Origin of the sequence: Nocardioides sp. Arc9.136, from assembly GCF_030506255.1 — a bacterium.
GTDB lineage: Bacteria > Actinomycetota > Actinomycetes > Propionibacteriales > Nocardioidaceae > Nocardioides.
In genome coordinates, this window is the sequence record NZ_CP113431.1 from 1,936,653 (window position 1) to 1,960,073 (window position 23,421).

Annotated in this window: 30 protein-coding genes; 18 read left to right on the forward strand and 12 right to left on the reverse strand. The window is 74.5% G+C overall.

Going from position 1 to position 23,421, the window contains the following annotated elements:
* Positions 1–9: 9 nt before the first annotated feature.
* Entirely contained in the window at positions 10–1,257 is a 1,248-nt protein-coding gene (locus OSR43_RS09390) for a serine hydrolase (protein WP_302271085.1), read from the reverse strand.
* A 134-nt stretch (positions 1,258–1,391) separates the two neighbouring features.
* Here OSR43_RS09390 and OSR43_RS09395 point away from each other — a divergent pair, with 134 nt between their 5' ends.
* Positions 1,392–2,540: a sensor histidine kinase gene (locus OSR43_RS09395; RefSeq protein ID WP_302271087.1), complete on the forward strand. Its 1,149-nt coding sequence runs from the start codon at positions 1,392–1,394 to the stop codon at positions 2,538–2,540.
* Complete coding sequence (locus OSR43_RS09400; protein ID WP_302271088.1) at positions 2,537–3,217, forward strand: response regulator transcription factor; 681 nt, start codon at positions 2,537–2,539, stop codon at positions 3,215–3,217. Before OSR43_RS09395 ends, OSR43_RS09400 begins: the two co-directional genes overlap by 4 nt.
* 9 nt (positions 3,218–3,226) lie before the next feature.
* Here OSR43_RS09400 and OSR43_RS09405 read toward each other — a convergent pair whose 3' ends face one another.
* The gene (locus tag OSR43_RS09405) at positions 3,227–3,679 is read right to left on the reverse strand and encodes a VOC family protein (protein WP_302271089.1); all 453 of its coding nucleotides are present in this window, start codon (positions 3,677–3,679) and stop codon (positions 3,227–3,229) included.
* A gap of 87 nt (positions 3,680–3,766) precedes the next feature.
* Here OSR43_RS09405 and OSR43_RS09410 point away from each other — a divergent pair, with 87 nt between their 5' ends.
* On the forward strand, positions 3,767–3,994 hold the full coding sequence (locus tag OSR43_RS09410) for a hypothetical protein (RefSeq protein ID WP_302271091.1): 228 nt from the start codon (positions 3,767–3,769) through the stop codon (positions 3,992–3,994).
* A gap of 17 nt (positions 3,995–4,011) precedes the next feature.
* Here OSR43_RS09410 and OSR43_RS09415 read toward each other — a convergent pair whose 3' ends face one another.
* Genes OSR43_RS09415 through OSR43_RS09430 form a run of 4 tightly spaced genes read right to left on the reverse strand, consistent with a single transcriptional unit; the run spans position 4,012 to position 6,278 of the window.
* Positions 4,012–4,638, reverse strand: a complete 627-nt coding sequence (locus OSR43_RS09415) for a dihydrofolate reductase family protein (protein WP_302271092.1) — start codon at positions 4,636–4,638, stop codon at positions 4,012–4,014.
* A 47-nt stretch (positions 4,639–4,685) separates the two neighbouring features.
* On the reverse strand, positions 4,686–5,075 hold the full coding sequence (locus OSR43_RS09420; RefSeq protein WP_302271094.1) for a hypothetical protein: 390 nt from the start codon (positions 5,073–5,075) through the stop codon (positions 4,686–4,688).
* A gap of 51 nt (positions 5,076–5,126) precedes the next feature.
* On the reverse strand, positions 5,127–5,387 hold the full coding sequence (locus OSR43_RS09425; protein ID WP_302271095.1) for a hypothetical protein: 261 nt from the start codon (positions 5,385–5,387) through the stop codon (positions 5,127–5,129).
* A gap of 21 nt (positions 5,388–5,408) precedes the next feature.
* Positions 5,409–6,278 (reverse strand): alpha/beta fold hydrolase, encoded by an 870-nt coding sequence (locus tag OSR43_RS09430; protein ID WP_302271097.1) that lies wholly within the window; start codon positions 6,276–6,278, stop codon positions 5,409–5,411.
* A gap of 113 nt (positions 6,279–6,391) precedes the next feature.
* On the opposite strand from OSR43_RS09430, the gene OSR43_RS09435 reads away from it, so the two are divergent.
* From OSR43_RS09435 to OSR43_RS09460, 6 genes are read left to right on the forward strand one after another with little or no spacing between them, the layout of a single operon-like run.
* Positions 6,392–8,623, forward strand: coding sequence for an acyl-CoA dehydrogenase (locus OSR43_RS09435; RefSeq protein WP_302271098.1), 2,232 nt, complete (start codon positions 6,392–6,394; stop codon positions 8,621–8,623).
* Entirely contained in the window at positions 8,620–9,150 is a 531-nt protein-coding gene (locus tag OSR43_RS09440; protein WP_302271099.1) for a MaoC family dehydratase N-terminal domain-containing protein, read from the forward strand. The genes OSR43_RS09435 and OSR43_RS09440 overlap by 4 nt, the downstream gene beginning before the upstream one ends.
* Positions 9,147–9,563 carry a Zn-ribbon domain-containing OB-fold protein gene (locus OSR43_RS09445; RefSeq protein ID WP_302271100.1) on the forward strand — a complete coding sequence of 139 codons (417 nt, stop codon included), beginning with the start codon at positions 9,147–9,149 and terminating at the stop codon, positions 9,561–9,563. The genes OSR43_RS09440 and OSR43_RS09445 overlap by 4 nt, the downstream gene beginning before the upstream one ends.
* Position 9,564: 1 nt before the next feature.
* The gene (locus OSR43_RS09450) at positions 9,565–9,951 is read left to right on the forward strand and encodes a MaoC family dehydratase (protein ID WP_302271102.1); all 387 of its coding nucleotides are present in this window, start codon (positions 9,565–9,567) and stop codon (positions 9,949–9,951) included.
* A complete protein-coding gene (locus OSR43_RS09455) occupies positions 9,951–11,117 on the forward strand; it encodes a lipid-transfer protein (RefSeq protein WP_302271104.1) in 1,167 nt (388 codons plus the stop codon). Before OSR43_RS09450 ends, OSR43_RS09455 begins: the two co-directional genes overlap by 1 nt.
* A gap of 54 nt (positions 11,118–11,171) precedes the next feature.
* On the forward strand, positions 11,172–11,849 hold the full coding sequence (locus tag OSR43_RS09460) for a DUF4396 domain-containing protein (protein WP_302271105.1): 678 nt from the start codon (positions 11,172–11,174) through the stop codon (positions 11,847–11,849).
* Between the two features lie 5 nt (positions 11,850–11,854).
* Here the strand turns inward: OSR43_RS09460 and OSR43_RS09465 are convergent, their stop codons facing one another.
* Positions 11,855–13,267, reverse strand: a complete 1,413-nt coding sequence (locus tag OSR43_RS09465) for a PLP-dependent aminotransferase family protein (RefSeq protein WP_302271106.1) — start codon at positions 13,265–13,267, stop codon at positions 11,855–11,857.
* On the opposite strand from OSR43_RS09465, the gene OSR43_RS09470 reads away from it, so the two are divergent.
* The 4 genes from OSR43_RS09470 (at position 13,266) to OSR43_RS09485 (ending at position 15,959) form a co-directional block, all read left to right on the forward strand.
* The gene (locus tag OSR43_RS09470; protein WP_302271108.1) at positions 13,266–14,246 is read left to right on the forward strand and encodes a DMT family transporter; all 981 of its coding nucleotides are present in this window, start codon (positions 13,266–13,268) and stop codon (positions 14,244–14,246) included. The two genes, OSR43_RS09465 and OSR43_RS09470, sit on opposite strands and share 2 nt — an antisense overlap.
* 38 nt (positions 14,247–14,284) lie before the next feature.
* Positions 14,285–14,539 carry a hypothetical protein gene (locus tag OSR43_RS09475; protein ID WP_302271109.1) on the forward strand — a complete coding sequence of 85 codons (255 nt, stop codon included), beginning with the start codon at positions 14,285–14,287 and terminating at the stop codon, positions 14,537–14,539.
* Positions 14,540–14,617: 78 nt separating this feature from the next.
* Complete coding sequence (locus OSR43_RS09480) at positions 14,618–15,448, forward strand: sulfurtransferase (RefSeq protein ID WP_302271110.1); 831 nt, start codon at positions 14,618–14,620, stop codon at positions 15,446–15,448.
* A 79-nt stretch (positions 15,449–15,527) separates the two neighbouring features.
* Positions 15,528–15,959, forward strand: coding sequence for a VOC family protein (locus tag OSR43_RS09485; RefSeq protein WP_302271111.1), 432 nt, complete (start codon positions 15,528–15,530; stop codon positions 15,957–15,959).
* An 18-nt stretch (positions 15,960–15,977) separates the two neighbouring features.
* On the opposite strand, the gene OSR43_RS09490 is transcribed toward OSR43_RS09485, so the two are convergent.
* Positions 15,978–16,421 (reverse strand): iron chaperone, encoded by a 444-nt coding sequence (locus tag OSR43_RS09490; protein WP_302271113.1) that lies wholly within the window; start codon positions 16,419–16,421, stop codon positions 15,978–15,980.
* A 97-nt stretch (positions 16,422–16,518) separates the two neighbouring features.
* Positions 16,519–16,935 (reverse strand): nuclear transport factor 2 family protein, encoded by a 417-nt coding sequence (locus tag OSR43_RS09495; RefSeq protein ID WP_302271114.1) that lies wholly within the window; start codon positions 16,933–16,935, stop codon positions 16,519–16,521.
* Between the two features lie 73 nt (positions 16,936–17,008).
* On the opposite strand from OSR43_RS09495, the gene OSR43_RS09500 reads away from it, so the two are divergent.
* Together OSR43_RS09500 and OSR43_RS09505 are read left to right on the forward strand one after the other, a co-directional pair.
* Positions 17,009–17,179, forward strand: a complete 171-nt coding sequence (locus tag OSR43_RS09500; protein WP_302271116.1) for a hypothetical protein — start codon at positions 17,009–17,011, stop codon at positions 17,177–17,179.
* Between the two features lie 104 nt (positions 17,180–17,283).
* The gene (locus OSR43_RS09505; RefSeq protein WP_302271118.1) at positions 17,284–17,673 is read left to right on the forward strand and encodes a hypothetical protein; all 390 of its coding nucleotides are present in this window, start codon (positions 17,284–17,286) and stop codon (positions 17,671–17,673) included.
* A 51-nt stretch (positions 17,674–17,724) separates the two neighbouring features.
* Here OSR43_RS09505 and OSR43_RS09510 read toward each other — a convergent pair whose 3' ends face one another.
* Positions 17,725–18,459: a dienelactone hydrolase family protein gene (locus OSR43_RS09510; protein WP_302271121.1), complete on the reverse strand. Its 735-nt coding sequence runs from the start codon at positions 18,457–18,459 to the stop codon at positions 17,725–17,727.
* 27 nt (positions 18,460–18,486) lie between these two features.
* Here OSR43_RS09510 and OSR43_RS09515 point away from each other — a divergent pair, with 27 nt between their 5' ends.
* Together OSR43_RS09515 and OSR43_RS09520 are read left to right on the forward strand one after the other, a co-directional pair.
* Entirely contained in the window at positions 18,487–19,983 is a 1,497-nt protein-coding gene (locus OSR43_RS09515; RefSeq protein WP_302271122.1) for a cryptochrome/photolyase family protein, read from the forward strand.
* A 13-nt stretch (positions 19,984–19,996) separates the two neighbouring features.
* The gene (locus OSR43_RS09520) at positions 19,997–20,500 is read left to right on the forward strand and encodes a hypothetical protein (RefSeq protein ID WP_302271123.1); all 504 of its coding nucleotides are present in this window, start codon (positions 19,997–19,999) and stop codon (positions 20,498–20,500) included.
* 119 nt (positions 20,501–20,619) lie between these two features.
* Here the strand turns inward: OSR43_RS09520 and OSR43_RS09525 are convergent, their stop codons facing one another.
* Together OSR43_RS09525 and OSR43_RS09530 are read right to left on the reverse strand one after the other, a co-directional pair.
* Positions 20,620–20,823 (reverse strand): cold-shock protein, encoded by a 204-nt coding sequence (locus OSR43_RS09525; protein WP_300954850.1) that lies wholly within the window; start codon positions 20,821–20,823, stop codon positions 20,620–20,622.
* Positions 20,824–21,038: 215 nt separating this feature from the next.
* Positions 21,039–22,109 carry a spore photoproduct lyase family protein gene (locus OSR43_RS09530; RefSeq protein ID WP_302271652.1) on the reverse strand — a complete coding sequence of 357 codons (1,071 nt, stop codon included), beginning with the start codon at positions 22,107–22,109 and terminating at the stop codon, positions 21,039–21,041.
* Between the two features lie 60 nt (positions 22,110–22,169).
* Here OSR43_RS09530 and OSR43_RS09535 point away from each other — a divergent pair, with 60 nt between their 5' ends.
* Positions 22,170–23,411: a DUF480 domain-containing protein gene (locus OSR43_RS09535; RefSeq protein ID WP_302271125.1), complete on the forward strand. Its 1,242-nt coding sequence runs from the start codon at positions 22,170–22,172 to the stop codon at positions 23,409–23,411.
* Positions 23,412–23,421 lie beyond the last annotated feature (10 nt).

Here is a 23,421-nt window from a genome sequence, read left to right on the forward strand (position 1 = left end):
CCGCGCCGCTCACTCGCGGCCGGTGCCGCAGAGCGCGTGGTCGATGAGGGTCCGGGTCATCTCGCGGCGGGGGACCCGGACCCCGGGGCGCGGGACGAACGAGTCGGTGTTCATCGTGATCGTCACGCTGCGGCTGCCGTCGGCGAGCACCGCGTTGCGGGTCGCGAAGCCGAGGATGTCCCCGCCGTGGGACCAGGCCGTCCCGCACGAGACCGGGGTCAGCTCCAGGCCGAGGCCGTAGCGCGACCCGGGCCAGCTCTGCTGGAACGCCTCGTCGTTCGGCACGGTGCTCATCAGCTCTGCCTGCTCGGCGGGCTCGAGGAGCCTCCCGCGGACCAGCGCCCGCAGGAACCGGTTGGTGTCGCGGGTGGTGCTGATGATCTCGCCGGCGGCTCCACCCCACGACGGGTCCTGCCGCGTCGCGTCGATCGGCTCGCCGTACCCCGGGTCCTCCGGGGTGGGGTCGGGGCCGGGGAAGCGCTCGTAGCCGACGGCGTGCGGCTCCGGCAGGCCGGTGCGGGTGCCCGGCAGCACCGTCCCGTCGAGGCCGAGCGGCTCGACGATGCCGTGGCGGACGGCCGCCCGCCACGACCGGCCGGTGACCTTCGTGACGATCATCGCGGCGAGCCGGTAGTTGGTGTTGGAGTAGCTCCACGAGGTGCCCGGGGCGAACAGCGGCTCCATGGCGAGCGCGATCCGCACCGCCCGTCGGGACGTCACCGTGTCGAACCGGTGCTTCTCGAACCCCTGCTGGGAGAACAGCCAGGGAAGGCCGCCCAGGTAGTCGGGCAGGCCGCTGGTGTGCTGCAGGAGCTGTCGAACGGTGACCCGGCCGGCGTCCTCGTGGTCCCGGACCAGCGCGGGCAACCAGTCCGCGACCCTGTCGTCCAACGACAACCGGCCGCGGCCGACCAGCTGCAGGAGGGCGGTGCTGACGAACGGCTTGGTGAGGCTGCCCACGCGGAAGTGCGCGCGCCAGGGGACCGGCTCCCCGGTCGCGGTGTCCGCGACGCCGGACCGCACCTTCACCCGCCGCGCGGGGGTGCGGAGGTCGACCAGCACGCCCGGGGCGCCGAGGTCGACGAGCCGCTCGGCGTCCCGCTGCAGCGTGCTGCGGAGGGGCCGGTCCGGCGCACCGGACTGGGGGGACGGTGCCGAGGCCGTGGCCGGTGCGACCAGCGTCGCCGCGACGACTGCCGCCGCCGCGGCGCCCATGCCCGTCGTGGTCATCCATCTCTTGCATCGGTTCGGGGTCATGGCCTCGACGCTGCCGTGTCCGGCCCCTCGCGTCGTCCCCCTGGCGTGGTCGACCCGCCTACCCCCACGGAGGTACGACCAAGCACCCCGCACGGGCGACGACGCGTGCTCGGTCCGTCCCTACGCTGAGCGTCATGCGGCTGTTGCGGACCCCGGTGCTGGTGGACGTGTCGGTGGCGTTCATGCTCTCGTGCCTCTCGCTCGTCGCGGCGCTCGGCTCGTCCGAGGTGGGCCCGGCGGGTGCCGTCCTGGCGGTGCTCTCCGTGGCGCCGCTCGCCGCCCGCCAGGTCGCCCCCACCGCGACGCTGACCGTCATCACGCTGGCCCTCGGCGGCTACGCGCTGCTGGGCCACGAGGACACGCCGAGCGCCGCGATCGGCCTGGTGATCGCACTCTTCACGGTCGCGACGGTCAGGCCCCGAGCGACGGTCGCCGTCCTCTTCCTGATGCCGCTCGCGGTGCTGGCGGTCACCTACCTGCGCGTCGACGGGGTGACCTGGGCCCTGGTCGGCCAGGCCGTCGTGCTGCTGCTCTGCGCGTGGGCGCTGGGCGACAGCACCCGGCGGTGGGCGGTGCTCGCGCAGGACGCCGCAGCCCGGGCCGAGCGCTCGGTCTCCGACGAGCGCACCCGCATCGCCCGGGAGCTGCACGACGTCGTCGCCCACCACATGTCGGTCGTGGCGCTGCAGACCGGTGTCGCCCGCTTCGTCGTCGACACGGACGTGCCGGCGGCCCGAGCCGCGCTGGACGACGCCAACGACGCCACGCGCGAGGCGCTGGCCGACATGCGGCGGATGCTGGAGGCGTTGCGCACGGACGAGGACGGCGCCGACTTCGCGCCCCAGCCGGGCCTGGCCGACCTCGACCAGCTGGCCGACCGGCTCGGGCCGGCCGGCCTGACGGTGACCGTGACCCGCACCGGGGAGCCGCGACCGATCGGCGCCGGGCGGGAGCTGTGCGTCTACCGCACCGCCCAGGAGGCGCTCACCAACGTCCTCAGGCACGCCGGCACCCACCGTGCCGAGGTGACCCTCGACCTCGGCCCACGGGTGCTCAGCCTCACCGTCGCCGACGACGGCCGGGGGGCGTCCGCCGGCGCCCGGGACGGCTTCGGCCTCACCGGCATGCGCGAGCGCGCCGAGCTCTTCGGCGGGGTGCTCGACGCCGGTCCCCGACCCGGCGGCGGGTTCGCCGTGTGCCTGCGACTCCCGCTGGCTGCCCCGCCGGTGACCGGTGAGCCCGCCCGCCGTGCCGCGCCGGTGTCGACGGGGCGTGCCTCGTGACCATCCGGGTGCTGGTCGTCGACGACCAGCCGTTGATCCGCGGCGGGCTGCTCGCGCTGCTCGCGGCCGCGCCGGGCTTCGAGGCGGTCGGCGAGGCCGCGGACGGCGAGGACGCCGTGCGGCTGGCCGCCGAGCTCCGCCCGGACGTCGTGCTGATGGACATCCGCATGCCCGGCACCGACGGGGTGGAGGCCACGCGCCGCATCCTGGCGGGCCCGCAGCCGCCCGACTCCGTCAAGGTGGTGGTGCTGACGACCTTCGACCTCGACGACTACGTGGTGGCCGCGCTCGGCGCCGGCGCCGCGGGCTTCCTGCTCAAGGACACCCCGCCCGCCCAGATCCTCACCGCGCTGCAGCTGGCGGCCGCCGACCAGGTGCTCATCGCCCCGACGGTCACGCGGCGGCTCGTGGAGTCCTACGCCGACCGCCACGCCGGGCAGCGCGGTGCTCCGCAGTCGCTGGACGCGCTGACCGTCCGGGAGACCGAGGTGCTCCAGCTGGTCGGCAACGGCCTGAGCAACGAGGAGATCGCGACGCGGCTCGTCCTGAGCGAGTCGACGGTGAAGACCCACGTGAAGCGCGTGATGTCCAAGCTGGGGCTCGCGAGCCGCGCCCAGGGGGTGGTCGTGGCCTACGAGAGCGGGCTCGTCGTCCCGGGTGGTCGCACCACCGGTTGAGTCGGCGCCTCAGACCGGGTCCGGTGCGCCCTCCTGCAGCTCCTCGGCGAGCATGACGATGATGCCGCTGGGGCCGCGGACGTAGGTGAGCGCGTACACGTCCTGGTACCTCGCCACGCCTCCCAGCGGGTAGCAGCCGTGCCGCGCCGCGACCTCGAGGGCCGCGTCCAGGTCATCGACCGAGAAGGCCACGCGGTGCATGCCGATCTCGTGCGGCTGCGTGGGCCCGGTCGCGATCGGCTCGGGGTGGATGTGCTCGAACAGCTCGAGCCGCCCGTGCCCGTCCGGCGTCTGCAGCATCGCGATCCTCGCGTGGTTGCCGGTGAGACCGACGGCTGTGTCGGACCACTCGCCGCTGACCGTGTCCCGACCGAGGACGGTGAGCCCGAGGTCGGTGAAGAAGGCGATGGTCGCCTCGAGGTCGCGGACCGCGATCCCGACGTTCTCGAGCTTGATCGGCATGCGCGTGACGCTAGCGATCCGGGCGCGTCCCGGCCACCGCTGGCGACGGGCGTTCCGCTCCGGCCGCGCACGTGGCAGGGTGCGGGCGTGCTCCCCGGCGCCTTCACCGACACGACGTCCGGGCCCAGCCCGGTCACCTGCGAGGACCACCGGCTGCGGTGGAACGGCAAGGCGGTCCGCCTCGTCATGCCCTCGACCTGCCTCCACGACGGTGACCACGGCGCGGTCCGCGTGGCGGTGCTCACCGAGAACGGCTCCGACTCCGTCCGCCCGCCCGAGGGCCGGAGCGCCACGCGCTGTATCGCCCGCGGCTGAGCCGGTCCCGGCGTCGCTCAGCGGCGCCAGAACAGGTGGTGCGTGACGCCGCTGCTGCTCGGCACGACGTCGAGGTGGAAGCGGTCGCGGAGCTCGTCCGGCGACTCCCACAACCGGGACCCGGCGCCGAGCTCGGTCGGCACGACGGCCACGTGCATCGTGTCCACCAGGTCGGCGTCCAGGAAAGCGCGGATCGTCCGGGCGCCCCCGCCCAGCCGCACGTCCTGCCCTCCGGCGGCCTCGCGGGCCCGGTCGAGGACGTCTGCCGGCTCGGCGTCGGTGAAGTGGAACGTCGTGTCGGACAGGGAGAACGACGGCCGGACGTGGTGGGTCATCACGAAGACCGGCGTGTGGAACGGCGGCTCGTCACCCCACCAGCCCTGCCACTCCAGGTCGGTCCAGGGGCCGCGCTGGGGACCGAACTTCCCGCGCCCCATGATCTCGGCGCCGATGCCGTGGGCGAAGTCCCGGGTCAGGTAGTCGTCCAGGCCGCGGCTGCCCCCGGGGTCGGTGCGGTTCGGCCAGCTCGCCGTGGCGCCTGCCCAGGCGAAGTAGACACCCGGGTCCAGGTCACCCATCGGCCGTTCGAGGCTCTGGTCCTCGCCGGCGCCGTACCCGTCCCGGGAGACGGTGAAGTTCTGCACTCGCAACAGCTGGTCCATGCCCGTCGGACCGCGACCGCCGGTCGGACTCATCGGCCCTCGGCCGACGACCGCATCGCCTCGGCGATCTCCCGCTGGTCGGCGTCCCGGTCCCGCAGGTCCGCCCCGTGGTCGCGCTCGTCGGCGGCGGCGTCGCGGTCCTCGGCGGCGTGCTCGCGTGCGTCGGCCGTCGCGTCGCGCTCGTCCTCCGCCCGGCGCCGCTCCTCCGCGAGGCGGTCCGTGGCGCGCTGCCGGGCATCCTGCGCCGCGCCGCCGCCGCGCTGGACCCGCGTGCGGTCCTCGGCGGCCCGGTCCCGCTCGTCGGCGGCGACGTCGCGCGCGTCCGCGGTGCTCGAGCGCTGCTCCAGGTCGATCTCGCGCTGGTCCAGCGCGAGGTCGCGCTCGTCCGCCGCGCGGTCCCGGTCCTCGGTGCGGCCCATGCTCCGATGGTGGCACGCGGCAGCTCGCCCCGGTAGGCCGCGCCGCGGGGGTCAGTCGGCGGGGCCGGAGGTCCGCGCGCGCAGCCACGACGTGGTGCCGGGCGCCATGCCGCGGGACTTGGGCGTGTGGTGCAGCGGGACGACGATCAGCGCGGTGTCGTCCGGCAGCGACCACTTCAGCGCGTGGTAGACCGCCGAGAGGTGCTCGGTGCTCTCGACGGCGAGCAGTCCCGGGGCGATCTGCCGGACCTCGGACCACGGCCCGACGAGGTCCTCGGGTGGTGCTGCGGTCCAGGCGAGGTAGGCGGTCACGGGTCCCATGGTCCCGCGGCGTCAGCGGCTGACGTCGCGGCGCCGGGCGTCGACGGTCGTCGCCGCCTCGACGAAGCGCGGGACGAAGAGCTCGGCCTGCAGCACGCACCCGGCGTGCCCGGCGTCCACCTCGTGCACGGTGGCGCCGGGGATGCGGCGGGCCAGCGCGAGCTGGCGCTGGACGGGGATGACGCGGTCGCCCAGGGTCGCGACGACGGCGGTCGGCGCGTCGATGCGGCCGATCCAGGGCTGGGAGTGGTGGCCACCGAGCGCGCTGAGCGCCTGGCCGACCGCCCATGGGCTGGTGCTGCGCAGCTCTCGCAGCGCCCAGTCATGGACGTCGGTGGGCCGCAGGCCGGTGGCCCCGCGCGCCGCGCGGACCGCCGTGCGCGAGCGGGAGACGCCTCGGGCGGCGAGCATGGTCACCCCCATCCCGGCGAAGAACCCCTGCTCGACCGGGTTGTTGCGGAACCGGTCGCTCGTGGCGGCCAGCACCAGGCCGGCCACCAGCCCGGGGTGCTGGCGCCACACGCGCTGGGCGACGACGCCGCCCATCGAGTAGCCGCCGACGACCACGCGGTCCAGCCCCAGCACGTCGCAGAGCGCGGCCACGTCGTCCGCGCAGTCGCGCAGGGAGAAGTCGACGCTGCGGATCCCCTGGCCGTGCCACCGCTGGTCGAGAGTGACCACGCGGAAGCGGCGCGAGAGTGCTTCGATCGCCGGGTACCACGTCAGCAGTCCCGTGCACCCCAGCGCGTGGAGCAGCACGATCGGCGTGGACCGGGCCGAGGGCCCGGCGGTGTCGGTGACGTACGTCGTGCCGCGACCGGGCAGCTCGACCGTCGTGCCGGCGGGGATCCGCGCCCACGGCAGGTAGACCCGTCGGAGCACGCTGCGGGGGCTCGGGAGAGCCAGTGGGATCGCCTCCTCGCGACGAGGTCGTGCTGTGCTAGAACACGTTACAGTTTCGGGTGGGCAGAAGCCCGAGTCGTGAGGAGACGGACGTGGGTACGGACGGCTACACCGAGCTGGACACCGAGCGGGCGGAGTCGCTCGACGCCGTCCGGTCGGTCATCACCGAGGCGCTCGACCGCAGCACCGACAGCTGGCGCGAGGACTGGGCGGCCCTGGCCGCCAACGGCCTCACCGCCCTCCCGGTGCCGACCGAGCACGGGGGAGAGGGGCTCGGCCTCGCCGAGGTCGCGGTCCTGCTGCGCGAGACCGGCACGCGTGCCCGACACCTCCCGGTCTGGGAGACGCTGTGCTGCGGCGCGCTCGTCCTCGCGGCCCACGGCTCCGAGGAGCAGCAGCGGGCGTTGCTGCCCGCCGTCGCGGCCGGTGACCTGCTGCTGACGCCGGCGCTGCGCGAGGTCGGTGCCGGGCTCGGCTCCGCCGCGGTCGCCGCCCCCTCCACGACGTACGCCGACGGGACCGTCTCCGGCCGCAAGGTCGGGGTGACGTACGCCGACGCTGCCGGCCGCCTGCTGGTCACCGCGACCCGCGGCGGGGAGGGCGGCGAGCCCGTCCTCGTGCTCGTCGACCCGCAGGGTCCGGGTGTGGAGCTGCTCGAGTCGCCGTCCTCCGCCCGGGTCCCCGAGCACACCGTCGTCCTCGACGGCGCGCCGGCCGAGCTGGTCGGCGGACCGGACGCCGCCCGCGCGCTGCGCGAGCACGCCGTCGCCGGCCTGGTGCTGACCGCCGCGGGCGTCGTCGCCGGCGCACGCGACCTGACCGCGGCCTACGTCAAGGGGCGCACCCAGTTCGGGCGGTCGCTGGCGGAGTTCCAGGCGGTCGCGATGCAGGTCGCGGACGTCTACATCACCTCGCGCCTCGCCGACCTCGCCGGCGCGAACGCCGCCTGGCGCATCGAGCAAGGCCTCGACGCCACCGACGACCTCGCCGTCGCGGCGTACTGGATCTCGGCCGAGGCGCCCCGCGCCATGCGCACCTGCCACCACCTCCACGGCGGCATGGGCGTCGACGAGACCTACCCGATGCACCACTACTACTCCTGGGTCATGGACGTCGTGCACGCCCTCGACACCCGGCCCGAGCAGGTCCGCGTGGAGGACCCGACCACCAAAAACCTCGAGCTCAGCGCCGACCAGCGCGCGCTCAAGGCCGAGCTGCGGACCTACTTCACCAACCTCGCCGACCACGACCAGCACCTCGACATGGGCAAGGACCGGCACGGTCCGACCTACCAGCGCGTCGTGCGGCAGATGGGCACCGACGGCTGGATGGGCGTCGGCTGGCCGAAGGAGTACGGCGGCCACGGGCTCGGCGAGATCGAGCAGACGATCTTCGCCAACGAGGCGCAGCACGCCGACGTGCACCTGCCGGCCGTGACGCTGCAGACCGTCGGGCCGACGCTGATCCGCTACGGCACCCAGAAGCAGAAGGACCTGTTCCTCAAGCGGATCCTCGAGGGCGACGTCCACTTCGCGATCGGCTACTCCGAGCCCGACGCCGGCACCGACCTGGCCTCGCTGCGCACGACCGCCCGGCGCGACGGCGACCACTTCGTCGTCAACGGGCAGAAGATGTGGACCACCGGCGGCCACCAGGCCGACTACGTGTGGCTCGCCGTGCGCACCGACCCCGACGCGCCCAAGCACAAGGGCATCTCGATCCTCATCGTCGACACCACCGACCCCGGTTACTCCTTCACGCCGATCATCACCGCCGACGGCAGCCACCACGTCAACGCGACGTACTACAACGACGTGCGCGTGCCGGTCGACATGCTGGTCGGGGAGGAGAACCAGGGCTGGAAGCTGATCACCACCCAGCTCAACCACGAGCGGGTCATGCTCGGCCCGGCCGGCCGGATCGAGGGCCTGCGCGACCGCGTCCTGGACTGGGCGACCAAGGCGGGCGTCGCCGACCGGCCCGACGTGCTGGAGGTGATGGGCCGCACGACCGCGGTGTTCCGGGTCAACGAGCTGCTCAACTGGGAGGTCGCCCGCGCGGCCGCGGTCGGCGAGGTCTCGGTGGGCGACGCGTCGTCCTCCAAGATCTTCGCCGCCGACCAGGTCCAGCACCTGCTCGACGACCTGACCCGGATCGTGCACCGGTACGGCGACCCGGGGGAGGCCGAGACCCGCCACCTCGCGGAGTACCTCGACGCGCAGGCCAAGCGGAACCTCGTCCTCACCTTCGGCGGCGGCGTGCAGGAGGTCCAGCGCGAGCTGGTCGCGATGTTCGGCCTCGGGCTGCCGCGGGTGCCCCGATGAGCACGGGCGAGGCGGCCGGCGAGACCGTGCACGAGCGGATCATGGCGGAGGCCGAGCGGATCCGGGCGCTCGGCGAGGCCGCCGAGCGCGACGGCCGCGACCCGGTCAACCAGCCCACGATCAACAACTGGCTCGAGGCGATGGGGAACACCAACCCGCGCTGGAGGGCGGGCGAGGCGCCGCCGTCGATGGCGCAGGTCTGGACGATGTACGGCCTGGGCGGCAAGCCGCCCGCCGACGACCCGCTGCACGGGATGATGAAGGTGCTCACCGACGAGGGGTTCACCGCCGTGCTCGGCACGAACTGCGAGCAGGAGTACCGCCGTACCCTCCGGGTCGGCGAGCAGGTCCGCGTCACCACCGCCCTCGACTCGGTCGTGGGGCCCAAGCGGACCGGCATGGGTGAGGGCTACTTCGTGACCTCGCGCAACACCTGGTACGTCGGCGACGAGGTGGTCGCGACGATGCTGTTCCGCGTCCTGAAGTTCGTCCCGAAGGGCGCGAGCGCCGAGGCGGCCGCCTCGTGACCGGCACCGGCTCCACGACCCCGGGCGTGATCCGCCCGATGCGCAACCGCGACAGCGAGTTCTTCTGGGAGGGGACCGCGGCGGGCGAGCTGCGCGTCCAGCGGTGCAACGGCTGCGGCGCCCTGCGCTTCCCGCCGGGCCCCTCCTGCCCGCAGTGCCACTCCTTCGACCAGTCCTACGTCGTCGCGGCCGGCACCGGCACGGTGTTCTCCTACGTCGTGCACCGGCACCCGCCCGTGCCCGGCAAGGAGCTGCCGATCGTGCTCGTGCTGATCGACCTCGACGAGGGCGTCCGCATGGTCGGCGAGGTCGCCGACGTGAGCGCCGAGGAGATCGCGATCGGCATGCGGCTGCGCGTCGACTTCCACCGCATCGACGACGACCTGACCCTCCCGACCTGGCGGAAGGCCTGACATGACCACCCTCACCGTCGGCGACACGATCCCGACCTGGGAGCTGCCGATCACGCCCACCCTCGTGGTGAGCACGGCCATCTCCACCCGCGACTTCCAGGACGTCCACCACGACCGCGACATCGCCCAGGCGGCCGGGTCGAAGGACATCTTCGTCAACATCCTGACCTCGACCGCGCTGGTGGAGCGCTACGTCACCGAGTGGGCCGGCCACGACGCCGACGTGCGTGGCATCGCGATCCGCCTCGGTGCGCCGGCCTACCCCTACGACACCCTGACCTTCACCGGCTCCGTCGAGTCGGTCGAGGACGGCGTCGCCACCCTCAGGGTGACCGGCTCGGTCTCCCTCGGCGACCACGTCATCGGCACCGTGAAGGTGGCCGTCTGATGGCCGGCCTCTCGCGCGAGGCCGCGATCGTCGGGATCGGCGCCACGGAGTTCTCCAAGGCGTCCGGGCGCTCGGAGCTGCAGCTCTCCGTCGAGGCGGTCCTCGCCGCGCTCGCCGACTGCGGCCTGACGCCGGCCGACGTCGACGGCCTCACGACGTTCACCATGGACACCTCCTCGGAGATCGCGGTGGCCCGCGAGCTCGGGGTGCCGGAGCTGCGGTTCTTCTCCCGGATCAACTACGGCGGCGGCGCGGCCTGCGCGACCGTGCAGCAGGCGGCGATGGCCGTCGCGACCGGTGTCGCGGACGTCGTGGTCTGCTACCGCGGCTTCAACGAGCGCTCGGGCAGCCGCTTCGGGCAGGTCTCGGTCGCCGCGGCCACCCAGGTCAACACCAACGGCCTCGACAACGCCTGGACCTACCCCATGGGCCTCGGCACGCCCGCCGCCACCGTGGCGATGCAGGCCCGGCGCTACATGCACGAGTACGGCGCCACCTCCGAGGACTTCGGCCGCGTCGCCGTGGCCGACCGCCGGCACGCCGCGACCAACCCGAACGCCTTCTTCCACGGCAGGCCGATCACCCTCGAGGACCACCAGGCCTCACGGATGATCGCCGACCCGCTGCACCTGCTCGACTGCTGCCAGGAGTCCGACGGCGCGGTCGCGCTGGTCGTGGTCTCCGCCGAGCGGGCCAAGGACCTGCCGCAGAGGCCGGCGTACGTCGCGGCCGCGGCGCAAGGGAGCGGCCGGGACCAGTTCGTGATGACGTCGTACTACCGCGACGACATCGGCATCCCGGAGATGGGCGTGGTCGGGCGCGAGCTGTGGCGCCAGTCCGGCCTCCGGCCCGAGGACGTGCCGGTCGCCGTCCTCTACGACCACTTCACGCCGTACGTCCTGATGCAGCTGGAGGAGCTCGGCTTCTGCGGGCGCGGCGAGGCGCCGGGCTTCGTCGCCGACGGGGCGATCGAGATCGGCGGACGACTGCCGGTCAACACCCACGGCGGCCAGCTCGGCGAGGCCTACATCCACGGGATGAACGGCATCGCGGAGGGCGTGCGCCAGCTGCGGGGCACCTCGGTCAACCAGGTCGAGGGCGCCGAGCACGTGCTGGTCACCGCGGGCACCGGCGTGCCGACGAGCGGCCTGGTGCTCTCGACCTGAGCGCCGGTCGACGGCAGATGGAATACACCCCCCGGGGGTATCTGTTCCACCGACATGGACCACGCGACGGCGCACCACGGCGGGCACGACCACGAGCACCACCACGCGCGGGAGAGCGGGCACGATCACGGGAGCAGCCGGTCGATGGCGCTCAGCGCGACCCTGCACTGCCTCACCGGCTGCGCGATCGGCGAGATCGCCGGCCTGATGATCGGCACGGCGGTCGGCCTCTCGAGCGGCTGGACGATCGCGCTGGCGGTGGGGCTCGCGTTCCTCTTCGGGTACACGCTCTCGACGCTGCCGCTGGTCAAGGCCGGCCTGGGCGTCGGCGCCGCGCTGGGCGTCGTGCTGGCCGCCGACACGCTGTCCATCGCGACCATGGAGGTCGTCGACAACCTGGTCATGGCGCTGATACCGGGGGCGATGGGCGCCGGCCTGGTCGACGTCACCTTCTGGGTCGGCATGCCGATCGCGCTCGCCGTGGCGTTCCTCGCGGCGTACCCGGTCAACCGGTACCTCCTGCAGCGCGGGAAGGGCCACGCGCTCACCCACAGGTACCACGACGCCCCGGCCGACCCGACCGGCGCACGGCGGTTCATCCCGTCGTTCGCGACCTCGACCCTGGTCGCCGCGATCGCGGCGTTCCTGCTCGGCGGGCTGGTCGTCTCCGCGGCCGACCAGCTCGACGCCGGAGGGACCCACGGCGCCGCACCCGCCGTCGTGCAGCGCTGACGACGTCAGCCCGTGACGCCGGACAGGGCCGCGCCGAGGATCCGCGCCGCCTCGGGGAAGGCCGAGGGGTCCGGCCCCGCGTAGTTCAGCCGCAGGTACGGCGCCGCCGGCTCGGCCGGGAACCACTCGGTCCCGGCGCCGACCAGCAGGCCCGCCCGCTCGCAGTCCGCGCCCAGGCGCTCGAGGTCCGTGCCGTCGGGCAGCCGGGCCCACAGGTTGAGCCCGCCCGGCGGCAGGTGCTCGACGACGGCCTGCGGCGCGTGGTCCCGCAGCGCCCGGGCGAGCAGGTCGCGGCGGTCGCGGAGCTGGTCGCGGAGCCGGCGCCGGTGGGTGGTCCACCCGGGGTCGGTGACGACGTCGAGCGCGGCGGCCTGCAGGACGGGGCTGACGTACATCGACTCCACGGTGCGGTCGGCCCGGATCCGGTCCCGCACGGGACCGCGGGCGACCACCGCCGCCACCCGGACGGCGGGGGAGACGCTCTTGGTCAGCGACCGCAGGTGGATGACGTGGCCGGCGTCGTCGAGGCCGGCGAGCGGCGTGACGGTCGTGCTGATGCCGAAGTCGTGCGCCCAGTCGTCCTCGACGAGGAAGGCGTGGCGGGACCGCACCACCTCGAGCACCGTGCGGCTCACCTCGGTCGGCCACTGCGCGCCGGTCGGGTTGGCGTAGCTCGGCTGGGCGTACAGGACGCGCGCCCCGGTCTCCGCGAAGGCGCGGTCCAGCTCGGTGGGGTCCGGACCGGCGGGCCCGCTCGGGACGGGCACGAGCCGGACCCCGGCCTGGCGGGCGGCGAGGAGTGCTCCCCAGTAGGTCGGGGACTCCACCAGCAACGGCTGACCGGCCCCCACGACCGACCGGAAGATCGAGGTCAGGCCGCTCTGGCTGCCCGGCAGGACGGTGACGTCGCCGGGCGCCACGGCCGACACGTCGGCCGGCGTCGTCCCGGCCAGCTCCTGCGCGAACCACGCCTGCAGCTCGGGCAGCCCGGCGACCGGAGCGCGCGCCGACGCACCCGCGCCCCGCGCGGCACGCGTGAGCGCGGCCCGGACCAGCCGCTCGGGGAGCAGCTCGCGGTCGGGGTAGCCCGAGTGCAGGGCGATGACGTCGTTCGGGGCGCTGCGCAGCGTCGTGGACACCGAGCCGATCCGCGCCGGCGGCGCGCCCAGGGCGGCGGTCTGCCAGCCGTGGTCGGCGGCCCGTGCGCGTCGTGGCCCGAGGACGAACGTGCCCACCCCGGGCCGGCTCTCGACGAGGCCCTCGGCCAGCAGCGCCCGCAGCGCACGCTGCACCGTCACCGGGCTGGCCTGGTGGCGCGCCACCAGCTCCCGGGTCGAGGGGAGGCGCGCGCCGGGGGCGGACGCGCCGACCCAGGCGCGCAGGTCGGCGGCGATCCGCCCGCTGCTACTGTCGGACATGAAGATCGACGATAGCGCTACTCACCCGCCTGGCAAGCCGTTACCAACGCCGACGTCGCCGCGGGCCTCGACGCCGGCAGCGGCGCCGGCCCGGGCCGGGCTCGCCTGGGGTTCGCTCGGCGTGCTGGCCTTCTCCTTCACCGTCCCCCTCACCCGGTTCGCGGTGGGCGGCCTGTCCCCGGTCTTCATCGGCGCGGGTCGCGCCGTCGTCGCCGCCGTCCTCGCCGCGCTGGCCCTGGCCCTCACCCGGCAGCGGCTGCCCCGGGGGCGGCAGTGGGCCCGGCTCGCGGTCGTGGGTCTCGGCGTCGTCGTCGGCTTCCCGCTGCTCACCTCCTTCGCGCTCACGTCGGCGCCCGCGAGCCACGGCGCGGTCGTCATCGCCCTGCTCCCCGCCGCCACCGCGGCGCTCGCGGTGGTGCGCGGGCGGGAGCGGCCGCCGGCGGCGTTCTGGGTCGCCTCCGCGCTCGGCGCCGTGGCGACCGTCCTGTTCGCCGGCCTCGGGTCGGGCGGGGCCGGCCTCGGTCACCTCCAGTGGGCGGACCTCCTGCTGCTCGGTGCCGTCGTCGCCGCGGCGGTGGGGTACGCCGAGGGCGGGCTGCTCGCCCGCGAGCTCGGCGCCTGGCAGACGGTGTCGTGGGCCCTGGTCGTCTGCTCCCCGCTGATGGGTGCGCTCACCGTGGTCGCCGTGCGTGCCGAGGCGCCCCGCGCGACGTCGGCGGAGTGGGCGGCCTTCGCGTACCTGGGTGTCGTCAGCATGTTCCTCGGCTTCTTCGCCTGGTACCGCGGCCTCGCGATCGGCCCGATGGCCCAGGTCAGCCAGGTCCAGCTCGCCCAGCCGGTCCTCTCCATCGGCTGGGCCGCCCTGCTGCTCGGCGAGCAGGTCGGCACCGCCACCGTCGTCGGCGGGCTGGTCGTGGTGCTCTGCGCCGGCAACGCGGTCCGGGCACGTCTGCGACCCGCGCGCCGCCCGGCGCGGTGAGGGTGGCGGCCGGGCGGTCGGGGACGCATGCTGGTGGCATGCGCGACCGGGCCGCACGCGACGAGCAGGCGCTCCAGGTGGGCGCGCTGGTGCTCCTGCCGGGGTTCGTGGTGGCGCTCGGGATGGTCGTCCTCGGGCTGGTGCACCGGTACGTCGGCGAGGTGCCCGAGGGCGTGGCGAAGGTCTACCTCTTCGGGGTGCTGGCGCTCGCGCTGTTCGTCGCGGCGGTCGACCACGCCCGCTCCCGCCGCCGGGAGGCGCGCGCCCGCGACGACGCGTCGGCCCGGCACTGACCCGCAGGCCGGCGCAGGCCGGCGCGGGCCGGCGCGGGCCGGTGGGCTCCCGCGGGTCCTCCTGGGTACCTCCCGGGCATGAGCGACGTACCCCGCCACGTGTCCGTCGAGTGGCTGCACGAGCACCTGGCCGATCCCACGGTGCGGGTCCTCGACGGCACGGTCCACCTCAGCCCCGGTGACGACGGCCCGCGGATCGAGCCGGGCCGGGCGTCCTACGAGCAGGAGCACGTGCCGGGAGCGGTCTTCGTCGACCAGGTCTCGGCGCTGAGCGACCCCGAGGGCGAGGCGCCGTTCGCCGCGGTGGGCCCCGACCGGTTCGCCGCGGTGGTCGGCGAGCTGGGGGTCGGCGACGAGCACCGCGTCGTCGTCTACGACTCGGTCAACGGGATCTGGGCGACGCGCCTGTGGTGGCAGTTCGGGCTCGAGGGCTTCGACCGGGTCTCGGTCCTCGACGGCGGCCTCGACGCGTGGCGGGCCGCCGGGTTCGAGACGACCTCCGGCACCGAGACGTACCCGCCGACCACCTTCACCGCCCGGCGCCGCCCCGATCGGATCCGGTCGACGCAGGACGTCGAGGCCGCCGTCGACGACCCGGACGTGCTGCTGGTCAATGCGCTGGACCGTGGGCTCTTCGCGCAGGGCCACATCCCCGGCAGCGTCAACGTGCCCTTCGACGAGCTCGTCGGGCCCGACGGCCGGATGCGCCCGATCGAGGAGCTGCGCGAGCTGCTCGCCTCGGTCGGCGCGCTCGACGCGGGCAAGCGGCCCGTGACCTACTGCGGTGGCGGCATCGCGGCCACGGCGGTCGCGCTCACGTTGATGGACCTCGGGCGCGACGACGTCGCGGTCTACGACGGCTCGATGAACGCCTGGACCGCGGACCCGGGGCGTCCGCTCGAGCGATGACGGCGTTCCGCCCACCGCAGGTGGTGCTGCTCAGCCGGGACGTGGCGCGGGCGGCGCGGTCCAACGGTGGGCGCGGCCGGTGACCGGCGCGGTCGACGGGGGCCACCCCGTCCTGATGCACACGGTGCTCGACGCGCTCGAGTGCCGGCCGCTCGCGGAGTTCTACCGGGAGCTCCTCGGGCTGCGCTACCGGCCCGGGGACGAGCCGCCGACCGACGGCTCGCCCGACGACGCCGACTGGCTCGTGCTCGTCGACGACGCGGGCCGGCGCGTGCTGGCCTTCCAGGACGTCCCCTCGATCGAGCGGCCCGACTGGCCCGACCACACCGTCCCGGCCCAGCTGCACCTCGACTTCGCCGTCCCGGACGTCGAGGCGCTCGAGCGGCACCGGCGGCGGGCCGAGGAGCTCGGGGCGACGCTGCTGCTCGACCGCACGTACGTCGCCGAGGAGCCCCTGTACGTGCTGGCCGACCCCACCGGGCACCCGTTCTGCCTGATGGTCGGCGCCTGACCGGGGCCTCCGGGCTGCTCAGGAGCCGGTGGCGGCCCGCACCAGCGCCACGACCCGCTCCTCGACCCGGTCGTTCCAGGCGACGACGGCGTACGACACCGGCCACATGTCGCCGTCGTCGAGCGCGGCGTTGTCCTGGAAGCCGATCGTGGAATAGCGCGCGCCGAACTTCCCGGCGTCCTGGAAGAAGACCACGGCCTTGCCCGAGGCGTCGGCGTACGCCGGCATGCCGTACCAGGTCTTCGGCAGCAGCTGGGGCGCCGTGGCCGTCACCGCGACGTGCACCCGCTCCGCGAGCAGGCGGTCCTCGGGGGTCATCTGCGCGATCCGGTCCAGGACCGCCTTGAGCCCGTCGGCCTTCTTCGCGCCACCGCGGCCCTCGGCGCGCAGCTCGGCCGCGCGCTCCTTCATCGCCGCGCGCTCCTCGGGGGTGAAGCCGTCGGTCCCGCTCGCTCCGGTCATGGTGTCCCTCGTTCCTCTCGCGTGGTCGTCGACGGGACCGACGCTAGGGGCGGGGGACGCGCGGGCGCTTCTCGATTCCTGACCGGCTCGCGGCCCCTCAGCCGAGCAGGTGCTGGCCCAGGTCGCCGGTCAGGTCGAGCCGCATGGTCCGGGTGGCGAACCACCAGGTGCCGTCGAGCCGGGTGAAGGTGTCGACATAGCGACCGGCCGCCACCGGCTGCAGCGGGAGGGTGTCGGTCGCCTGGAGGACGGTGAACCGCGAGCGGCACGTCGCGGTGCCGGCGGCCTCGTCGACCTCGATGACCGGGTTGGAGACCACGTGGTGGGTCCGCGGGGTGCCGGTCTCCTCGTGGACGCGCATGGTGGCGGCGTACATCTCACGGACGGACTCGGCGCCGTGGTGCCCCACGACGCTGCCGTGCTCGAACAGGGCGCCGACGCCGTCGAGGTCGCCGGCGTCGACCCGCTCGGCGTAGACGTAGAGGAGGTTCTCGATCGCGCGGGCGCTGTCCACGTCCGGCAACGTAGCGGCGCGGCGGCGCCCGGGTCAGCAGGTATGCCGATGGGTGGGCGCGGAACCGGACGGCATGACCGCCTGGATCGTCCTCGTCGTGGTGCTGGTGGCACTCGCCCTCGGCTACGTGCTCGCGAGTGCCCGCTCGACCCGGCGCCAGCGCCAGCGGATAGAGAACGGCATCGCCGGGGAGCACCTGGACACCAAGCTCGACCCGCACCCCGGGGCGCCGCGGGAGGAATGACCCCGCCCCGGCCCCGCCGCGCCCGGTGCTGCACCGCCCGACCTGCACCGGATCTCCACATCTCCTCGACACCTCCCGGCCGGCCGGGCTCGTACCGTCGTGGCATGACTCCTCGCACCGCCCACCGGCTCGGCCTGCTCGTCGCCGCCGGAGCCGCCGTCGTGCTGGTCCTCGCCGCGGGTGCCGTCGGCATCGTGGGGGACGGGGGCCGCGTGGACCGGGTGTACGTCGCCGTGCCCGCCGTCCTCGTGGTCGGTTCGGTGGCCGCGCGGCTGCGCCCCCGCGGCATGGTCCTCGCGCTCGGCGCCACCGCCCTGACCCAGGTGGTCGTGACCTCGACGGTCCTCCTGGCCGACCTCCACGCCGGCGCCTCCGCCACCGACCTGGTGGTCGTCACCGCCGGCTTCGCCGCGCTGTTCGCTGCGTCGGCGGGGCTGTTCGCGCTGGCCGCAGGCTTCATCGGCTGGCCGCTGAACCTGTCGGTCGGCCGCTGAAGCTTCATCGGCCAACCGACAGTTCCAGCGGCTGGCCGCTGAACCTTGCGGCTACCGCCGCAGCTGCGCCTCGAAGAACTCCAGCACCGCCTCGACCGCCTCCTCGTGGCGGTGCAGGGTGAGGGTGGAGTGCTTGGAGCCGGGCAGGTCGACGCGGAGGAACGCGTCGCCGATCTCGCGGGTGAGCGTCTCGAACCGGGTGCCGACCATCCGGTCGCCGCGGTAGCGCAGGCCCAGCACCTGGCAGCCGCCCGCCGCGCGGTCGCGGACGGTGGCGAGGTCGTCGGGGGAGAGCCCGAGGTCGGCGGCGCGCCGGCGCCCGAGGGGGAACGGCGTCGAAGGCTGGGCCAGCACCGGCGCGGCCACCGCGGGGTCGACCATCATCGCCAGCGCGAAGCCGCCGGTGAAGCACATCCCCAGGGCACCGACACCCGGTCCGCCGAGCTCCGCGTGCAGCGACCGGGCCAGCGACCGGAGCCAGCCGGCGACCGGCGTCGTGCGACCGGCGGCGAGCATGCTCATCTCGCGGCTCACGCAGATCTGCGCCATCGCCCGGGCGACGGACGCGACGCCGACCGGCGCCTCGGGCCGGCCGAAGAGCTGGGGCAGCACCACGGTGTAGCCGGCCGCGACCAGCTCCTCGGCGTACCCGACGACCTCCGGGGAGATGCCCGGGATCTCGTGGACCAGCACGATGCCGGGTCCCTCGCCCTTGCGGTACGTCGGGTGCGCGGTGCCGTCGGCGTCGACGTGCTCGCCGCGGGTCCAGGTGTCGAGGAGCGCCATGCCCGGAGTATGGGTACCGGCCCGCCCGTGACGGAACGGCGTGTCCAGCTGGTGATGCCCCACCAGCTCTTCCTCGACCACCTCGAGGCGCCCCACGGCACGACGTACGTCCTCGTCGAGCACGACCTGCTGTTCCGCCAGTACCGCTTCCACGCCCAGAAGCTCGTCCTGCACCGCGCGTCGATGCGCCGCTTCGCCGACCGCCTGCGCGAGGCCGGTCGCGACGTCGAGGTGGTCGAGACCTCCGCGGAGCGGTCCAGCCGCGTGGGCCTGGTGGAGGTGCTGCGGCGGCTGCGGCCGACCGAGGTGCGGGTGTACGACGTCGTCGACGACTGGCTCTCCCGGGACCTGACGGCGGCGCTCGCCGAGGCCGGGCACGAGCTGCGGCCCGAGGAGGTGCTCGAGACGCCGATGTTCCTGACCTCCCGCGCCGACCTCGCCGCGCACTTCGACGGGGTGGCCGGTCCTCGCGGGCGGGCGGCGCGGATGCAGCACTTCTACTCCTGGCAGCGCAAACGGCTCGACGTGCTCGTCGAGGGCGACGGCGAGCCGGTGGGCGGACGGTGGTCCTTCGACGAGGAGAACCGCAAGAAGCTGCCGCGGCACCACCCGGTCCCCGACGTCGCGGCCCCCGAGCGCCACCCGGCGGTGGAGGAGGCGATTGCCTGGGTCGGCCGGGAGTTCCCCGACAACCCCGGTGACGCGTCGGCGTTCGCCTGGGCGACCTCGCACGAGGAGGCCGAGGCGGCGTACGACGCGTTCCTGGCCGACCGGTTCCCGCAGTTCGGTCCCTACGAGGACGCGGTGTCGACCGAGCACGACTTCCTCTTCCACTCCCTGCTGACCCCGGCGCTCAACACCGGCCTGGTCACCCCCGCGCGGGTGCTCGACCGGGCCCTCGAGGCCGGGGAGTCGGCCGACGTGCCGCTGGCCTCGCTGGAGGGCTTCGTGCGCCAGGTGATCGGGTGGCGGGAGTACATGCGGGCCTCCTACGTCCTGTGGGGTCGCGCGCTGCGCAGCCGCAACCACCTGGGCCACACCCGGCCGCTCGCCGAGGGCTGGTGGGACGCCACGACCGGGCTCGAGCCGGTGGACCACGTGCTGGCCAAGGTGCTGCGCACCGGCTACGCCCACCACATCGAGCGGCTCATGGTGCTGGGCAACGCGATGTGCCTGCTGCGGACCGAGCCGGACGCGGCGTACGAGTGGTTCATGGAGATGTTCATCGACGCCTACGACTGGGTGATGGTGCCCAACGTGTACGGCATGAGCCAGTTCGCCGCGGGCGAGGCGATCGTGACCAAGCCCTACGTGTCGGGGTCGAACTACCTGCGCAAGCTCACCGACTTCGGCCCCGGTGAGTGGCGGGCCGACTGGGACGCGCTCTACTGGACCTTCGTGAGGGACCACCAGGACGTGTTCGCGCGCAACCCGCGCTCCCAGATGGTCGCCCGGCTCTACGACGGGATGGAACCGGCCACCAAGGCCGGGCACACCCGGCGGGCGACGGCGTGGCTCGCGTGACGGGGCGCCGCTGATGCCGCTGCACGCGCTCGAGCTGGTCCCCGACGAGGCCGGCCAGGAGGCGGTCCGCCACGACTGGGAACGGCTCCGCGACGCCGGCCTGCCCTCGCAGCTGGACCACCGGGGCCCGACCAACGCCCCGCACCTGACGGTCGTGTCGGCGCCGGAGCTCCCCGACGCGGCGATCGACGTCGCCTCCGCGCGCCTGGGCTCGCTGCTGCCGTTCCGGGCCCGCTCGGCCGGGCTGCTGCTGCTCGGCGGGGACCGGCTGACCGTCGCCCGCGCGTTCGACATCGACGACGACGTCGTGCGCCGCGTGCTGGCCGTGCGCGTCCAGGTGCCCGACCGGGCCCACCTGGGCTGGTTGCCGCACGTGACGCTGGCCCGCCGGCTGGCCCGCGAGGACGCCCAGCGGGCGGTCGACGTGCTCGGTCACGAGGACGTCGTGCTGACCTTCACCCGGCTGCGTCGCTGGGACCCCGACACCGGGCGCGTCACCACCGTCGCCGGGTGGTGAGCGACCGGGAAGCCGGACACTTCGGGCCCCGCGGCCGGCACCAGACCCCCGAAATCGCCGGACGGCGGCCACCGATGCGTGATCGGTGAGCCGCCGTCGGACGGAGTGCGGGGTGGGACTCAGAGAGCCCGGACGTTCTCGGCCTGCGGACCCTTGGGGCCGGCGACGACGTCGAACTCGACCTTCTGGTCGTCCTTGAGGGACTTGTAGCCGTTGCCCTGGATGTTGCTGTGGTGGACGAAGACGTCCGCGCCGCCGCCCTCCTGGGCGATGAAGCCGAAGCCCTTGTCGTCGCTGAACCACTTGACGGTGCCGTTAGTCATGCTGCTGATCCTTCGTGTTGGTAGCGGCGGGCGACTTGTTGCCCGCTGCGGGGCTGAAGACAAAGCGAGGCGCCTGATACCAACGTGCGAACCAAGGACAAGCGATGAGCTCGGCGGCCGGATCGGCCACCAGGTGGGGAGAACCCCCTTCAACTCCCTCGACCGTAGCAGGGTCGGGCCCGGAAAGCCCGTCCTCGCCGGGGCGGACCTGGGCCTCACGTCCAGTAGAGCAGCGGCGCGCCGGGCAGGCGTGCCTCGAGGGCCTCGGTGAACCACGCCCGCATCGCGGTCATCGTCTCCCGCGGGTAGACGTGCTTGACCCCGCCGAACTTCGTGCGCTTGGCGGCGCGGACGGACTCGTCCATCTCCAGCCTCGTGCGCGGGTACCAGCCGAGCAGCACCTCCTTGGACCCCGGCGTGAACCGGTGGGTGATCACCTCGGTCGTCAGGTCGAGGTCCGGGACGTCGGCCAGCGCGCCTGCGACGGAGTCCAGCAGTGCGGCGTACTGCTCCTGCCACCCCTCGACCGGCATGACCGGGGCGATGGTCAGCCCGACCCGGTAGCCGGCCAGCGCTGCTCGGCGGAGCGCCCCGATGCGCGCCGGGACCGGGGACGTCCCGCCCTCGAAGCGGCCGGCGACCTCCTCGGCGTTCACCGAGACGCGCATCCGGGTGCGGCGGGCGTGGGGGAGGGCGAGCAGGTCGTCGACCGCCTCGAACTTCGTGGTGAACCGCAGGGAGACGTCGTCGCCGTACGCGCCGGTCCCGACCCGCCGCACGGCCTCGGCCAGCGAGCCGGTGAGGTGCTCGATGCCCAGCGGGTCGGTGTAGCAGGACAGCTCGTACGTCGTGCCCTCGTGGCCGCGCTCCTCGGTGCCGCTGGTGACCGCACCCCGACCGGCGTGCGTGCCGATGCCGGCGAGGACGTCGTCGAGGTTGGCGTAGGCCCGGGTGATCGGCGGGCCGGTCAGCGAGCCGGCGAGGTAGCAGTACTGGCAGTGCGCCGGGCACCCCTTCGCCAGGTCGATGCGCCAGTCGGCGCTGGGCGGGATCGGCTGCGGCCGGATCGCGCTCGGCGGGGCGACGACGAGGGCGAGGGTGGCCTTGGCGCGGGCGTAGACCTCGCGCTCGGAGCCCTCGGCCAGGCCGGTGAGCCGGTTGCCCGCGAGCATGCGGATGTCGGTCACGCCGGCCGCCTCGATGCGGCGCAGCATCTCGGCGGTGTGCGGCTGCTCGGCGGCGGCAGCGGTGACCAGGACGTGCCGGGGGATCCATTGACGTGGCATCACCGGTGCAACAACCGGCCCGCCCGGGCCGTTCCCCTCGGCGGCACCTATCGTCGCGGCGTGACCGAGACGCAGCCCACGTCCGACCTCCCGCTCGACCCCCCGCTCGACCCCCCGCTCAGCGAGGAGGAGCAGCGGGTCCTCGGAGCGCTGCTGGAGAAGCAGGTGACGGTCCCGGCCTCCTACCCGCTCACGCTCAGCGCCCTCCGCGGTGCCTGCAACCAGACCAGCAGCCGCGAGCCGGTCGTGGAGTACGACGAGCAGCTGGTCGAGCAGGTCGGCCGGCGGCTCAAGGACCGCGGGCTGCTGCGGATCGTCTGGTCCGACACCGGTCGCCGGACGCTGAAGTACCACCAGGTGCTCGACGAGGTGCTCGGCCTGGCCGCGGACGAGCGGGCGCTGGTGACCGTCCTGCTGCTCCGCGGTCCGCAGGCGCCGGGGGAGCTCCGGACCCGCACCGAGCGGCTGCACCCCTTCGCGGACCGCCAGGCGGTCGAGGCCTGCCTGGGCGGCCTGGCCGGGCGCGGGCTGGTCGTGCAGCTGCCGCGTGGGCGCGGCGAGCGGGACGCCCGCTGGCGCCACCTGCTCGGCGCCTCCGAGGAGACGCCTGCGCCCGCGGCGACCGCGGCCGAGGGGCCGGTCGTGCTGCCGGAGGACCGCGACGACCGGGTGCGGGCCGCCTACGGGGCGGTCGCTGCGGACTACGCCGACACCTTCGCCGACGAGCTCGCGGCGATGCCCTTCGAGCGGTGGCTGCTGGACCGCGTGGCCGCGGACGCGGTCGCCGCCGGCCGCCCCGTGGTCGAGGTGGGCAGCGGGCCGGGCCACGTGACGGCGTACCTCGCGGCGGCCGGGGCGGACGCGACCGGCCTGGACCTGGCCCCGGAGATGGTCGAGCAGGCGCGGACGCGCTTCCCCGACGCGACGTACCAGGTCGGCGACCTGCGCCGTCTCGTCCGACCGCCGGCGGCCGACGGGTGGGCCGCGGTGCTCGCGTGGTACTCCCTCATCCACCTCGCCCCCGCCGAGCTGCCGGACGCCGTGGCGGCGCTGGCCCGGCCGCTGGCGCCGGGCGGGCGCCTCGTGCTGGCCCTGCAGACCGGTGGGCCGCGCCGTGTGCACCGCATCGAGGAGTGGCACGGCCACCAGGTGTCGCTGGACTTCGTGCACCACGACGTCGCCGAGGTCCGCGCCGCGGTGGAGGCGGCGGGGCTCGGCGACGTGGAGTGGTACCGGCGCGGACCGGTCGCCGCGCGGGGCGAGACGACCGAGCGGCTCTACCTGCTGGCGGCCCGCACCTGAGAGAGGCCGG